This window comes from Nioella sp. MMSF_3534, from assembly GCF_030732985.1.
Classification (GTDB): domain Bacteria; phylum Pseudomonadota; class Alphaproteobacteria; order Rhodobacterales; family Rhodobacteraceae; genus Nioella.
Window position 1 is genome coordinate 1 of sequence record NZ_JASHJX010000040.1, and the last position, 13512, is coordinate 13512.

The 13512-nt window shown below is 64.1% G+C and carries 13 protein-coding genes; 11 read left to right on the forward strand and 2 right to left on the reverse strand.

Annotation, left to right across the window (positions count from 1 at the left end; all coding sequences use genetic code 11):
- Positions 1–89 precede the first annotated feature (89 nt).
- The 10 genes from hisD (at position 90) to RBB16_RS15700 (ending at position 9586) form a co-directional block, all read left to right on the forward strand.
- The gene (hisD, locus tag RBB16_RS15655; protein ID WP_306047054.1) at positions 90–1418 is read left to right on the forward strand and encodes a histidinol dehydrogenase; all 1329 of its coding nucleotides are present in this window, start codon (positions 90–92) and stop codon (positions 1416–1418) included.
- 132 nt (positions 1419–1550) lie between these two features.
- Complete coding sequence (locus tag RBB16_RS15660) at positions 1551–2594, forward strand: ester cyclase (RefSeq protein ID WP_306047055.1); 1044 nt, start codon at positions 1551–1553, stop codon at positions 2592–2594.
- A complete protein-coding gene (locus RBB16_RS15665) occupies positions 2591–3355 on the forward strand; it encodes an SDR family NAD(P)-dependent oxidoreductase (protein WP_306047056.1) in 765 nt (254 codons plus the stop codon). Before RBB16_RS15660 ends, RBB16_RS15665 begins: the two co-directional genes overlap by 4 nt.
- The gene (locus tag RBB16_RS15670) at positions 3355–4374 is read left to right on the forward strand and encodes a LacI family DNA-binding transcriptional regulator (RefSeq protein ID WP_371931258.1); all 1020 of its coding nucleotides are present in this window, start codon (positions 3355–3357) and stop codon (positions 4372–4374) included. The genes RBB16_RS15665 and RBB16_RS15670 overlap by 1 nt, the downstream gene beginning before the upstream one ends.
- On the forward strand, positions 4371–5348 hold the full coding sequence (locus tag RBB16_RS15675; RefSeq protein ID WP_306047057.1) for a nuclear transport factor 2 family protein: 978 nt from the start codon (positions 4371–4373) through the stop codon (positions 5346–5348). Before RBB16_RS15670 ends, RBB16_RS15675 begins: the two co-directional genes overlap by 4 nt.
- A gap of 140 nt (positions 5349–5488) precedes the next feature.
- Entirely contained in the window at positions 5489–6457 is a 969-nt protein-coding gene (locus RBB16_RS15680) for a cupin domain-containing protein (protein ID WP_306047058.1), read from the forward strand.
- Between the two features lie 148 nt (positions 6458–6605).
- On the forward strand, positions 6606–7733 hold the full coding sequence (locus RBB16_RS15685) for a cobalamin-independent methionine synthase II family protein (protein ID WP_306047059.1): 1128 nt from the start codon (positions 6606–6608) through the stop codon (positions 7731–7733).
- Positions 7730–8425 (forward strand): alpha/beta fold hydrolase, encoded by a 696-nt coding sequence (locus RBB16_RS15690; RefSeq protein ID WP_306047060.1) that lies wholly within the window; start codon positions 7730–7732, stop codon positions 8423–8425. Before RBB16_RS15685 ends, RBB16_RS15690 begins: the two co-directional genes overlap by 4 nt.
- Complete coding sequence (locus tag RBB16_RS15695; protein WP_306047061.1) at positions 8425–9117, forward strand: RraA family protein; 693 nt, start codon at positions 8425–8427, stop codon at positions 9115–9117. The genes RBB16_RS15690 and RBB16_RS15695 overlap by 1 nt, the downstream gene beginning before the upstream one ends.
- 85 nt (positions 9118–9202) lie before the next feature.
- Positions 9203–9586: a hypothetical protein gene (locus tag RBB16_RS15700; protein WP_306047062.1), complete on the forward strand. Its 384-nt coding sequence runs from the start codon at positions 9203–9205 to the stop codon at positions 9584–9586.
- Here RBB16_RS15700 and RBB16_RS15705 read toward each other — a convergent pair whose 3' ends face one another.
- Positions 9587–10834, reverse strand: a complete 1248-nt coding sequence (locus tag RBB16_RS15705) for an MFS transporter (protein WP_306047063.1) — start codon at positions 10832–10834, stop codon at positions 9587–9589.
- Between the two features lie 130 nt (positions 10835–10964).
- Here RBB16_RS15705 and RBB16_RS15710 point away from each other — a divergent pair, with 130 nt between their 5' ends.
- A complete protein-coding gene (locus RBB16_RS15710; protein WP_306047064.1) occupies positions 10965–12029 on the forward strand; it encodes a YeeE/YedE family protein in 1065 nt (354 codons plus the stop codon).
- A gap of 43 nt (positions 12030–12072) precedes the next feature.
- Here the strand turns inward: RBB16_RS15710 and RBB16_RS15715 are convergent, their stop codons facing one another.
- The gene (locus tag RBB16_RS15715; protein WP_306047065.1) at positions 12073–13488 is read right to left on the reverse strand and encodes a homospermidine synthase; all 1416 of its coding nucleotides are present in this window, start codon (positions 13486–13488) and stop codon (positions 12073–12075) included.
- Positions 13489–13512 lie beyond the last annotated feature (24 nt).

The window sequence follows — 13512 nt, forward strand, 5'->3', positions numbered from 1 at the left end:
CCGTCGCGCCGGGGCATGGTTGCTCCGGGGCGGCAAACCGAACCACACGAGAACGGCCCGCAGATGACGGGCAACCGAGGACGAGACACATGACCATCGACTATCTCAAGCGAGGCAAACCGGCGGATGAACGGGCCGAAGATGACGCCAAGACCCGCGCCGTGGTGGAGGCGACGCTCGCGGATATCGAAGAACGCGGGGACGCGGCGGTGCGGGAGCTGTCCGAGAAGTTCGATGGCTATTCGCCTGCGAGCTACCGGCTGTCCGAGGCCGAGATCGCGGCGCTGATCGACGAACTGACTGACCGCGAACTGGCCGATATCAGGTTCGCCCAGGAACAGGTGGTCAAGTTTGCGCAGGCACAGCGCGACTCGATGCTGGATATCGAGGTGGAAACCCTGCCCGGCGTCATTTTGGGTCACAAGAACATCCCCATGCAATCCGTGGGCTGTTACGTGCCCGGCGGCAAGTTCCCCATGGTGGCCTCGGCCCATATGTCGGTGGCCACGGCATCGGTCGCGGGCGTGCCGCGCATCGTGGCCTGTACGCCGCCATGGCAGGGCAAGCCCAACCCCGCCGTCATTGCCGCCATGCATCTGGGCGGCGCGCATGAGATCTACGTTCTGGGCGGTATCCAGGCCGTGGGGGCCATGGCGCTCGGCACCGAGACGATCGAACCCGTGCACATGCTGGTCGGACCCGGAAATGCCTTCGTGGCCGAAGCCAAGCGCCAGCTTTACGGACGCGTCGGCATCGACCTATTCGCAGGCCCGACCGAAACCATGGTGATCGCCGACGACACCGTGGATGGCGAGCTTTGCGCCACCGATCTGCTGGGGCAGGCTGAGCATGGCTACAACTCTCCCGCCGTGCTGGTCACGAACTCACGGAAACTGGCCGAGGAGACCCTGTCCGAAATCGACCGGATCCTGACCATCCTGCCCACGGCAGATACCGCGCGCACCAGTTGGGAAGACTATGGCGAGGTGATCCTCTGCGACAGCTATGACGAGATGCTGGCCGTGGCCGATGACATCGCATCGGAGCATGTGCAGGTGATGACCGACCGCGATGACTGGTTCCTGGAGAACATGACCTGCTACGGCGCGCTCTTCCTCGGGGCGCGGACGAATGTGGCCAATGGCGACAAGGTGATCGGCACAAACCACACGCTGCCCACCAAGAAGGCCGGGCGCTATACCGGCGGGCTCTGGGTCGGCAAGTTCCTGAAAACCCACAGCTACCAGAAGGTGCTGACCGATGAGGCCGCGACCATGATCGGCGAATATGGCAGCCGCCTGTGCATGCTGGAGGGCTTCGTGGGCCATGCCGAGCAATGCAACATCCGCGTGCGTCGCTATGGCGGGGTCAATGTGCCCTATGGCGAAGGCGCGCCCCACCGGGAAGCGGCGGAATGAGCGGAGCGCGGGCAAGGCGCTTCGAAGCGCCTTCAAAAAGCGGTTTCGAAACCGCTTCCCACGCGATTTGCAAATCGCGTCTTTCATGGCCCTTCGAAGGGCCATCCTCCGCCTGTGTCAACCGGGCGCGCCATGACTGACCGCAGCGCCAGTATCAAGGCCGCGATTGCCCCGCTTCGGGCGGCCATGGCGGATTTCGCGGAGGCTCCGGTGCGGAAGGCTCTGGCGGGGATCGCGCCGGACGTGGCCGTTCGGTTGTGCCACCCGTTCGGCGACCTGTCAGGCGCTCAGGCACTCTATGACACCGCCTATGCGCCGCTGCTGGCCGCCATGCCCGACCTCGAACGCCGCGACATGATCGTCATGGCGGGCACCACGCCCGAGGGGCAGGACTGGGTCGGCTGCATGGGCAATTACATGGGCACGTTCCGCGCGCCCTTCCTCGATATTCCCCCCACGGGCCATCTGGCCCATATGCGCTATCACGAGTTCTTTCGGCTGGAAAACGGTCAGATCACCGAGATGCAGGCGATCTGGGACATTCCCGAATTGATGATGCAGGCAAACGCCTGGCCCATGGCGCCGCAGCTTGGGGCCTTCCTCTGCACACCTGCACCCATGTCGGGCGACGGGCTGGCCATAGAGGGCGACGGGCAGGCGGCCATGGATCACGTCATCGCCATGCTGACGGATCTCTGCAAGTTCCCGGGCAACCCGGATCCGGGCGTCATGCAGCTTCACCGGTACTGGCACCCCAAAATGAACTGGTACGGCCCCGCCGGCATCGGCACCGCACGCGGCATCGCGGGCTTCCGCACCTGGCATCAGGGCCCGTTCCTGCGCGGCATGCCCGACCGCAAGCTCGACGCCATGGGCGATCTCATGTCCCACTGGGTGGGCGAGGGCGACTATGTCTGCGAAACCGGGTGGCCCAATATGCGGCTGACGCTGTCGGGCGATGGCTGGATGGGGATTGCGCCCTCCGACAGGGAAATCCTGCTGCGCAGTCTTGATTTCTGGCGGCTGGAGGGCGGGCTCATCCGTGAAAACTGGGTCCTTGTGGACATTCTCGACGCCTACCGGCAGCTTGGGGTGGATGTGCTTGGGCGCATGCGGGAATTCAACAAGGCCCGCGTTCCCGGCACCATCCCCGAACCGGATTGGAGAGACGCATGACCCTGCCCCGCACCCCCTCGTTCCGCCTCGACGGCAAACGCGCTCTGGTCACGGGCGCCTCTTCCGGCATCGGGCTGGCGGCCGCCGTGGCACTGGCCGAGGCCGGGGCGCATGTGGTTCTGGCAGCGCGCTCCGCCGACAAGCTCGGCGCGGCGGTGGCGGCCATGCAGGCCGAAGGCATGAGCGCCGAGGCGCTGGTCCTCGATGTCTCCGACGTGGCCGCAACCGAGGATGCCGTCGCGCGGGCGGAACCCTTCGATGTGCTGGTCAACTCCGCAGGGGTTGCGCGCCATTCCCCGGCGCTTGACACGACCGAGGGCGATTTCGACCTGGCCATGGGGCTCAATCTGCGCGGGGCCTATTTCCTGACGCGCGCCGTGGCGGAGCGGCTGATCGGCAGCGGGCGGCCCGGATCGCTGATCAACATTTCCAGCCAGATGGCGCATGTGGGGGGCATCGACCGCGCGGTCTATTGCGCGAGCAAACATGCGGTCGAGGGCTTTACCAAGGCGATGGCGATCGAATGGGGCCCGCGCCAGATCCGCGTCAATACGATCTGTCCCACCTTCATCCTGACGCCGCTGACGCAATCCACCTTCGACAATCCGGAACGCGCGGCCTGGATCAGGGAGAAGATCAAACTGGGCCGTCCGGGCGAGGTCGAGGATATCATGGGCGCGGTGGTGTTCCTGGCCTCCGACGCCTCGGCGCTTGTCACGGGCACGGCGCTGATGGTGGACGGGGGGTGGACGGCAGACTGATGGCAGAGAAAGTCACATCCCTTCAGGTCGCAGAACGCGCGGGCGTCAGCCAAAGCGCCGTCAGCCGCGTCTTCACCCCCGGCGCGTCGGTCTCGGCGAAAACGGCGGAAAAGGTGCGCAAGGCGGCGCGCGAACTGGGCTACCGCCCCAACATCCTTGCCCGCGCCATGATCACCGGGCGTAGCCGCATCATCGGGCTGGTGGTGGCCTATCTGGAAAACCACTTCTACCCGGAAGTGCTGGAGAAGCTGTCGAACGCGTTGCAGGCGCAGGGCTATCACGTGCTGATCTTCATGGCCTCCAACACCGCCGACAATATCGACAGCGTGATGGATGAGATCCTCGATTACCAGGTTGACGGCATCATCCTCGCCTCGGTCGCCATGTCCTCGGACCTGACGCAGCGCTGTGAGGCGGCAGGCGTTCCGGTGGTGCTGTTCAACCGTTTGCAGGATGACGAAACGCTGTCCGGTGTCGCCTCCGACAACGTGGCGGGCGGGCGCAAGCTGGCCGAGTTCCTCGTTGCGGGCGGTCACCGCAAGATCGCCCATATCGCGGGATGGGAGGGGGCCTCCACGCAGCGCGACCGCGAAAAGGGGTTCCTTGAGGGGCTGACGGCCGCGGGCCTCTCGCTTCATTCGCGGGCCGTCGGCAATTTCCACACCGATCAGGCGCAGGCTGCCGCGCGGCAGCTATTCGACACAGAGGATCGCCCCGACGCCGTCTTTGTCGCCAACGATCACATGGCCTTCGCGGTGATGGATGTGCTGCGCTACGAGCTTGGCCTTGGCATCCCCGCCGATGTCTCCGTCGTCGGCTATGACGATGTCATCATCTCCGCCTGGCCCAGCTATAACCTGACCACCGTGCGCCAGCCCGCCAACCGGATGGTGGAGGAAACCGTGCGCACCATGCTGGCCCGTATCGACACGCCCAACATGCCCGCCCGCCGGGTGGCCATCGACGGCCCGCTCATCATTCGCGGCTCGGCCCGCATTCCCCAAGGATGGACCTCATGAAAGGGTTTGACCCCAAATTCGCCGATTTCCCCGATTACATCCTCGGCATCACGCGCGAGATCTGGGAAGATCGCGGCATCGCCACGCTGCACGACTACTACGCGCCCGATATCGTGGTGCGCAGCCCCGGTTCCGTCGTCATCGGCAACCAGGGCGTCATCGGCGCGACCATGGCGACACTGGCGGAGTTTCCCGACCGGCAGTTGCTGGGAGAGGATGTGATCTGGTCCGGCACGCCGGAGGAGGGGATGCTGTCTTCGCACCGCATTCTGTCCACCGCCACCCATGCCTGCGACGGGGTCTACGGCAAGGCCACGGGCACAAAGCTCACCTACCGGATCATCGCGGATTGCCACGCGATCGCGAACCAGATCAACGATGAATGGCTGATCCGCGATCAGGGCGCAATCGTGCGCCAGATGGGCTGGACGCCCAGGAAATACGCCCGCGCGCTGATCAAATCCGAGGGCGGGCCGGAAAAGGCCGTGCGCCCGCTGACCCCCGCCAATGACGTGTCCGGCCCCTACAAGGGTCGGGGCAATGACAATGAATGGGGCCAGCGCTATGCCGACATCCTGACCCGGATCATGGGCGCCGACATGGCCGCGATCCCGCGCGAATACGACCGCGCAGTGCAGACCGAGTATCCCGGCGGCGTGACCGGACATTCCTGGGGCTCGGTTGATGGCTTCTGGATGGGCCTGCGCGCGGCCCTGCCCGATGCAACCTTCACCATCGACCACCAGATCGGGCGGGACGACCCCCTGATGCCGCCCCGCGCCGCGATCCGCTGGTCACTGCATGGGCGTCACGAAGGCTGGGGCTGTTTCGGCAAACCCACGGGGGCCGAGATCTACCTTCTTGGCATCACCCACGCGGAGTTTGGCCCGCGCGGCATCCGCCGCGAATACACGCTCTTCGATGAAACCGCGATCTGGAAACAGATCCTCCTGCATAGCGGGGCCGCCGAATGACAGGGCTGCGCCCCACCCTGGCGCTTACGCGCCGCCACGGCTTCCTCGCCAGCCGACGCGCACGGCGGCTGAACCTGCGACCACCGGGAACGGGCTGACACCAGCCCAACCCAACCCGCAGTTTCACAAAGGATAGCACAATGACCCCGCAAGAGATGGAAGCCCGCATCGTCCGTTATGGCGACCTCCAACCCTGCAAGACCGCCTTCATCGACGCCCATACGCCCGGCAGCGACCAGAAGGAAAACTTCACCATCATCGGCGGCGGCGTCAGCGAAAGCCCCGATCAGCACGTCCACATCTCGATCCCGCATGGTTTCAACATCGGCGCGGCGGGCCAGCCCCCCAAATGCCGCAACTCGCTGCACGATCACCGCACGGCAGAGGCGTTCTTCGTCCTCTCCGGCCGCTGGCGCTTCTTCTGGGGGCGCTATGGAACGGCGGGTGAAGTGACGCTGGAAGAGGGTGACATCTTCAACATTCCCACCGGCGTGTTCCGGGGGTTCGAGAATATCGGTACCGATTACGGAATGATCATGGCCATCCTCGGCGGCGACGATGCCGGCGGCGGCGTGATGTGGGCGCCGCAGGTGATCGAGGATGCCGCCGATCACGGGCTGGTGCTGGCAGAAACCGGCAAGCTCTATGACACCAAGCAGGGCGAGGCGCTGCCAAAGGGCGTGGCCCCCATGCCGCTCATGTCCGCCGAAGAGCTTGCCAAGCGGGGGGAACCCAGCACGGCAGAGGTCCTGCCCAACCACGTCGCCCGCTACTGGGACATGGTGGCGCTGGCCGACAAAACGCCCTGCAAGGTGATCGGTGAATCCGGCCTGTTGCGCGACAAACCCGGCTTCGAGGTCGATTTCATCACCCGCGCCTCCGCCACGGATGCCAAGCACAGCCATGACAAGCCCTCCGTCCTGATGCCGGTCAAAGGCCACTGGCGGGTGGACTGGGACGGCGGCAGCGCCACGCTTGCCCCCGGCGACACGATGAGCGTTCCCGAAGGCTTGGCCCATAGCGCGGTGCCGTCGATGACCGGTGAAGCCGCAATGTACCACATCGTCGCCACGGGCGACCCCGCCGGGCTGACCTGGCAGGGCAAATGACGATCCGAGGGGTGGCCCCACGGCGGGGCCGCCCTTTTCCCCGTCCTTCCCGCGAGACGCCGTTTTGTCTGCACGGGGGGTGTACGGGGGGTGTACAGGGGGTGTACGCATGGCACCCCCCTGTTTTCGACAGGGAGGAGAGACATAAATGACCCGAATTCTGACGACCCATGTGGGCAGTCTTCCCCGCACGCAGGAGGTGGTGGATTTCATCTTCGCCCGCGAACGGGAAGAGCCTTTTGACGCCGCCGCCTTTGATGCCTGCATGACGGCGGCTGTCTCAGAAACCGTGAAAAAACAAAGGGATGCAGGGATTGATATCGTCTCGGACGGCGAGACGTCGAAGATCTCCTACGCGACTTACGTAAAAGACCGCTACACTGGCTTCTCCGGCGACAGCCCCCGCAACGCGCCCGCCGATCTCAAGATGTTTCCCAGCTTTCTCAAGCGGTTAGCGGATGACGGTGGCACCCCGCAATACGCCCGCCCCATGTGCACCGGAGAGGTGCGGTCGAAAGGGCAGGGCGAGCTGGAAAAGGACATCGCCAATCTGAAGGCCGCGATGGCCGAACACGGGGTGTCTCGCGGTTTCATGAACGCCGCCAGCCCCGGTGTTATCTCCCTGTTTTTACAGAATGATTTCTACAAGACACGAGAGGCCTACCTGGCCGCGCTGGCTGATGCGATGAAGGCGGAGTACGAAACCATCGTGGCCGCCGGACTCGATCTGCAACTCGATTGCCCCGATTTGGCGCTCTCCCGTCACATGTTGTTTACCGATTTGTCGGATACTGAGTTCCTGAAGGTCGCCAACATGCATGTGGAGGCGCTCAATCACGCCCTTCAGGATGTGCCGCAGGGTCGCGTAAGGGTCCATATTTGCTGGGGAAATTACGAAGGGCCCCATTGCTGCGACATCCCAATGGCCAAGATGTTCGACACGCTCATGTCGACCAAATCGCGCTATGTGCTGTTCGAGACGTCGAACCCCCGCCACGGCCATGAATGGACCGTGTTCCGCGACCGCAAGGCAGATATCCCGGACGACAAGGTGCTGGTCCCCGGCGTGGTCGATACAACGACCAATTTCGTGGAGCATCCGGAGCTTGTTTCTCAGCGAATCCAACGGTTTACCGACATTGTCGGCGCGGATCGCGTAATCGCGGGCAGCGATTGCGGCTTCGGCACCTTCGCCGGTTTCGGCGCCGTCGATCCCGAGATTGCCTATGCCAAGCTGAAAGCCCTCTCCGACGGTGCGGCGCTGGCAAGCCAATGACGCTACCGCTGTTGCTTCTGCCGGGCATGATGTGCGATGCCCGGCTGTTTTTCCCCCAGATATCAGTGCTTTCCGCGCAGCGCGCTGTGATGGTTGCACCCATGGGCGGGGCCGACAACATGGCCGAACTCGCACGCGACGTGCTGGCAAACGCGCCGCCCCGCTTCGCGCTTGCTGGCCTGTCCATGGGAGGTATCCTCGCCATGGAGATCGTGCGCCAAGCACCGGACCGGGTGGAGCGGCTGGCGCTTCTCGACACCAACCCGCGAGCTGAACTGCCCGAGGTGAAGGCCCGTCGCATCCCGCAGATGGAGGCCGTGAAAGCGGGCCGCCTGCGCGAGGTCATGCGCGACGAGATGAAGCCGAATTACCTCGTCGACAGCCCACGCAAACCGGCGATCCTGGATCTCTGCATGGATATGGCGCTGGACCTCGGCCCGAAGGTTTTTCTCAATCAATCCATTGCCTTGCGCGACCGGCCTGACCAACAGGAGACGCTCGCCGCCTACAAGGGCAAAGCGCTGGTCCTGTGCGGGCGGCATGACGCGCTCTGCCCCGTGGAACGGCATGAGCTCATGCACGGGCTGCTGGAAAACAGCCACCTGGAGATCATCGAAAACGCGGGCCATCTGCCCACGCTGGAACAACCCGAACACACCACGGCGGCCCTGATCCGCTGGCTGGAGGATTGATGGACGACACCCTTCTGACCCTGCTCAACAGCGTCGATACCCCCACCGTCTGCAACGCCATCGAAGTGGCGCAAGGCAAGCGCGGCTTCAACGCCTTCACCCGCGGCACGATGCTGGCCAGCGACCCCACGGGCGTGATGGTGGGCTACGCCGTAACAGCGCAGATCGCCGCCGTCGCGCCTCCCACGGAAGACGCCGCTACGATCCGCGCCCGCCGCATGGCCTATTACAAGGCGATGGCGGAGGGGCCGAAACCCTCGGTCGCGGTTGTGGAGGATCTCGACTACCCCAATGCCATCGGCGCCTACTGGGGCGAGGTGAACACGACGATCCACAAGGGCTTCGGCATGTCCGGTGCGTTGACCAACGGGGTCATGCGCGACCTTGGCGACCTCGCCCCTGATTTCCCGGTGGTTGCGGGCAGCATCGGGCCGAGCCATGGCTTCGTCCATGTGCGCAGCATCAATCAGCCGGTGCGGATCATGGGCATGGATGTGCGCCCCGGCGACCTGATCCATGCCGACCGGCACGGGGCGGTTGTGATCCCGCCAGAGGTTGTCGACCAACTGGCCGCTGCAATCGAAAAAATGCAGGAAACCGAACGGCTTGTGCTGGAGCCGGCCCGCGCCGAAGGGTTCGATTTCAACGCCTTCGAGAAAGCCTGGACGGCCTTCGAAAAGGCGCGCACCTGAAAGGCTGGCAAGGGGCCGGTCGCTTGGTCTATCCTTTTCTGCAGATGGCGGAGATTACCCCATCAACAGGATCAGGGGATCGGGCATGAAGATTTTGCGCAATATCATATTGGGGCTTGTGGCCCTTGTCGGGCTTACTCTGGCGATTGTGATGTTTTTCAGCGCGGGGGCACGGGAACACGCGCGCGGATTTGTGGAGGATGTGTCGGCTGGCGATTTCGCCGCTGCACATGCGCGGCTGCACCCCCAGTTGCAACAGCTGACGAGCGAAGAAGAATTGCAGCAGATGTTCGAAGGCTCGGAGCCTTATGCCGAGGTTTCCTTCAGCTCGATCAGCGTCGAGAACAGCCGGGCCGAACTGTCTGGCACGGCCTCCACGATCAGCGATTGCAGCAGCGAAGTGCGTTTCGTGCTGCTTGACGATCAGATCACCATGTTCGACATCACACCGCTCTGCCCTGCGCCCTGATCATTCCGCCGGGGCGGGCAGGCGCGGTTTGAGGATGGTTTCGTTGCCCATCTCGGGGTGACGCGGGATCAGCGTCGCCAAAAGCAGCGACACCATGGCCATACCGGCGGCCAGTGCAAAGACCGCGCCGGGATAGACCAGCCACAGATAGCCGAGCGAGGCAGGCAGGAATACCGCCGCGATGTGGTTGATGGTGAAGGCCACGGCTGCCGTTGGGGCAATGTCGCCGGGATCGGCGATCTTCTGGAAATAGGTCTTGATCGCCAGCGCCAGCGAGAAGAACAGGTGATCGACCACGTATAGGACAAGCGCCAGAGTCACGCCCCAATCGAAGAAATAGATCCCGGCATAAAGCAGGAAGACCCCGGTCAGGCCGGTGTATTCGAACACCAGCGCAGCGCGCTCTCCGAACAGGCTGACGAATTTGCCCAGAAGCGGCGCAAGCCCCATGTTCAGCACGAGCGTCACCATGAACAGCGCCGTGATCTGGTGCACGTCGAAGCCGAAGCGCTCCACCATCATGAAGCCTGCGAAGACGGTGAAGATCTGCCGCCGTGCGCCCGACATGAATTGCAGCGCATAGTAGAGCCAGTAGCGGCGGCGCAGGATGAACTGCTTGCGCTGCGGGTTGGGGGCCTCGAATTGCGGGAAAATGATCAGGCAGGCCAGCGCGACCAGAACGGTAAAGCCGCCTGCCACCCAGTAGACGGTGGAAAAGCTGAGGTCATAGGCGCGCCATGTGAGGATGATCAGGCCATAGGCCAGCAATGTTCCGCCGGACGCCACCGCAACCAGCCAGCCAAGCACCTGCGGCGCGCGTTTCTTATCCAGCCATTGCAGTTGCAGCGACTGGTTCACCGTCTCGTAATAGTGGAACCCGATGGAGCTGAGCAGCGTCACCATCAGGATGCCGCCGAAACTCGGGAAATTGGCCGTGATGGCCGTGGCCACCCCGAGCAGGATCAGAGACAGCAGCCCGAGCACCTGTTCGCGGATCACCATGATCAGGGCGATCACCCCGATGGCCAGGAAGCCGGGGATCTCGCGCACCGTATGCAGCCAGCCGATATCGGAGCCGTCGAACTGGGCCACCTCGACCACGAAATTGTTCAGTAGCGCCGACCACGTGGCGAAGGCAATCGGCATCGCCAGCGACATGATCACCAGCAGCGCAATCGGCTGCCGCCAGATCGGCAGGGTCTTGGCATCGGCCAGAGACATGGTGCGAAAGGGGGACGGGCGGGACATGGGCACGCCTTAGGGCCTTTCTTGCGGGCTGACGAGCAAAAATTTCGCATTCCAGCCTTTGAATATGACTTGAGTCAAGGTCCGCCCCGCTGCAATCGGCCAAACCGCAGCCAAGTTGCAGGAGATCATCATGGATATCGTTCCCCTCGTTGACCGGATCGGAGAACCCCAAACCGCCGCATTGTTCGGGTTGATCACCGGATTGCTGCTCGGCATCGCGGCGCAGCGGTCATCCTTTTGCCTGCGCGCCTCGGTGGTGGAGTTCGCGAAAGGCCAGCTCGGCAGCCGCATGGCGGTCTGGCTGCTGGCCTTCTCGACGGCGGTTGTCTGGACGCAACTTGCGGCATTGTCGGGGATGATGCGGGTCGAGGATGCGCGGATGATGGCGGTGCCGGGCTCGATCTCGGGTGCGATCGTCGGCGGGTTGCTGTTCGGCGCGGGCATGGTCATGGCGCGCGGCTGTTCAGGCCGGTTGCTGGTGCTGGCGGCAACGGGAAACATGCGCTCGCTCGTGTCGGGGCTGGTCTTTGCCGTGGTGGCGCAGATGGCATTGCAGGGCTGGCTGTCACCGCTGCGCAACTGGGTGGCGGGGCTGTGGATCACGCCCGGCGGCACCAATTTCAACCTGCTTACCTCGCTGCATCTGCCGCCCGTGTCCGGCTTCATGATCGGGCTCGGCTTTGCATTGGCGGCGCTTTGGCTGGCGCGCAAGAACCGGGTCAGCTTGCGGGTTCTGTTTACCGCGTCTGGCGTGGGGTTCGCGGTCGCGGCGGGATGGGTGCTGACCTATTCGCTCAGCCAGGTGGCCTTCGATCCCGTGCAGGTGGAAAGCGCGACCTTCACGGGGCCGTCCGCCAACACGCTGATGTTCTTCCTGACCTCCAGCCCGGTGCTGGAGTTCGATATCGGCCTCGTGCCCGGCGTCTTCCTGGGGGCCTTCCTGTCGGCGCTCTGGGGACGGGAGCTGAAGCTGCAGGGCTTTGACGGCGCTGGCAATATGAGCCGTGCCCTCATCGGGGCGGCGTTCATGGGAATGGGCGGCATGCTGGCAGGAGGCTGCGCAATCGGGGCAGGCGTGACCGGCGGCTCGATCTTCGTGGGCACGGCGTGGCTGGCGCTGTTGTGCATGTGGATCGGCGGCATGGTGACAAGCTGGCTGCTGGACCAACGGGGTGCCGTGGCGCAGCCCGCTTAGACGAGACCTGCGAAAAAGCCGCCCCGAAGGGCGGCTTTGGTGATCAGCTGGCCAACACGTTGCGGAAGGCCCAGGGTTCGCTTTCGTCGATATCTTCGGGGAACAGTTCCCACCGGTCCTGCAGGGGCGTCCAGTCGGTGTAGTGCGCCTCGACCGGGCCGAGATAGGGGCGCTGCACCTCAAGGCATCGGGCGTGGTCCATCTCGTCGGCTTCCACGATCCCGGCATTGGGGTTTTCCAGTGCCCAGACCATGCCAGCCAGCACAGCGGATGTCACCTGTAGCCCGGTCGCGTTCTGGTACGGGGCCAGATCGCGGGTTTCCTCGTTCGACAGGCGCGAGCCGAACCACAGCGCGTTCTTCTCATGCCCGTAGAGCAGCACGCCAAGCTCATCAATTCCTTCGACGATCTCGTCCTCGGTCAGGATGTGGTGCTTGGTCTGCTGACGGCCAGATCCGAACATCTCGTGCAGGGACAGCACCGCGTCATCGCAGGGGTGATAGGCGTAGTGGCAGGTCGGGCGATAGTCCGGCGCGGCAGGATCGCCGATAGTGTAGTAGTCGGAGATCGAGATCGCCTCGTTATGGGTCACGAGGAAGCCGAATTGCGGGCCGGGGGTCGGGCACCAGGTATGCACGCGGGTGATCGCGCCGGGGCGGTCCAGCCAGATGCCTGCCATGCAGCCGGTGTCGTGGCTGTGGCCGTTTTCGGGGAACCATGGCTCATGCGTGCCCCAACCCAGTTCGGCGGGTTGGAAGCCTTCGGAGATGAAGCCCTCGACCGACCAGGTGTTGACGAAGACACCGCGCGGTCGGGGCAGGCGGCGGGCCTGGGTGTCGCGTTCTGCGATATGGACGCCCTGAACGCCGAGGCTTTGCATCAACTGGCCCCATCCGGCGCGGTCCGTGGGCGCTGCGATGTCACGGCCGGTGTCCTTGGCCAGCGTCAGAAGCGCCTCTTTCACGAACCAGCTGACCATGCCGGGATTGGCGCCGCAGCAGCTGACGGCGGTGGTGCCGCCGGGATTGGCGGCCTTTTCGTCCCGCACCTTTTGGCGCAGGGCATAGTTGGTGCGCGCGGCGTTGTCGGTGGTGCCGAAGTAGTAACCCGCCCAGGGTTCGACCACGGTGTCGATATAGGGCACCCCGATTTCGCGGCAAAAGCGCATCAGATCGAGCGAGGAGGTATCGACGCTGAGATTGACGCAGAAGCCTTTGCCCGGTTCCAGCAACTCGCCCAGAACCTCGCGGTAATTGTCCGGCGTGATCGCGGTCTGCACATGGTTCAGCTTGTGCTGGCGCAGGAAATTGGCCTGACCGGCATCGGGTTCGATCACGGTGAACTTGTCCGCGTCATAGTCGAAATGACGCTCGATAAGTGGCCAGGTGCCTTTTCCGATCGAGCCGAAGCCGATCATCACAATGGGGCCGTCGATGCGGGCGTAGACAGGGTGGGTCATGTCCGGCGGATCCTTCTTTCCGGG

Coding starts and splice junctions, on each gene's coding strand:
- RBB16_RS15695 (WP_306047061.1), top strand. CDS start 8,425: ATGGACGACACCCTTCTGACCCTGCTCAACAGCGTCGATACCCCCACC.
- RBB16_RS15680 (WP_306047058.1), top strand. CDS start 5,489: ATGACCCCGCAAGAGATGGAAGCCCGCATCGTCCGTTATGGCGACCTC.
- RBB16_RS15670 (WP_371931258.1), top strand. CDS start 3,355: ATGGCAGAGAAAGTCACATCCCTTCAGGTCGCAGAACGCGCGGGCGTC.
- RBB16_RS15675 (WP_306047057.1), top strand. CDS start 4,371: ATGAAAGGGTTTGACCCCAAATTCGCCGATTTCCCCGATTACATCCTC.
- RBB16_RS15700 (WP_306047062.1), top strand. CDS start 9,203: ATGAAGATTTTGCGCAATATCATATTGGGGCTTGTGGCCCTTGTCGGG.
- RBB16_RS15685 (WP_306047059.1), top strand. CDS start 6,606: ATGACCCGAATTCTGACGACCCATGTGGGCAGTCTTCCCCGCACGCAG.
- RBB16_RS15660 (WP_306047055.1), top strand. CDS start 1,551: ATGACTGACCGCAGCGCCAGTATCAAGGCCGCGATTGCCCCGCTTCGG.
- RBB16_RS15665 (WP_306047056.1), top strand. CDS start 2,591: ATGACCCTGCCCCGCACCCCCTCGTTCCGCCTCGACGGCAAACGCGCT.
- RBB16_RS15710 (WP_306047064.1), top strand. CDS start 10,965: ATGGATATCGTTCCCCTCGTTGACCGGATCGGAGAACCCCAAACCGCC.
- RBB16_RS15715 (WP_306047065.1), bottom strand. CDS start 13,488: ATGACCCACCCTGTCTACGCCCGCATCGACGGCCCCATTGTGATGATC.
- hisD (WP_306047054.1), top strand. CDS start 90: ATGACCATCGACTATCTCAAGCGAGGCAAACCGGCGGATGAACGGGCC.
- RBB16_RS15690 (WP_306047060.1), top strand. CDS start 7,730: ATGACGCTACCGCTGTTGCTTCTGCCGGGCATGATGTGCGATGCCCGG.
- RBB16_RS15705 (WP_306047063.1), bottom strand. CDS start 10,834: ATGTCCCGCCCGTCCCCCTTTCGCACCATGTCTCTGGCCGATGCCAAG.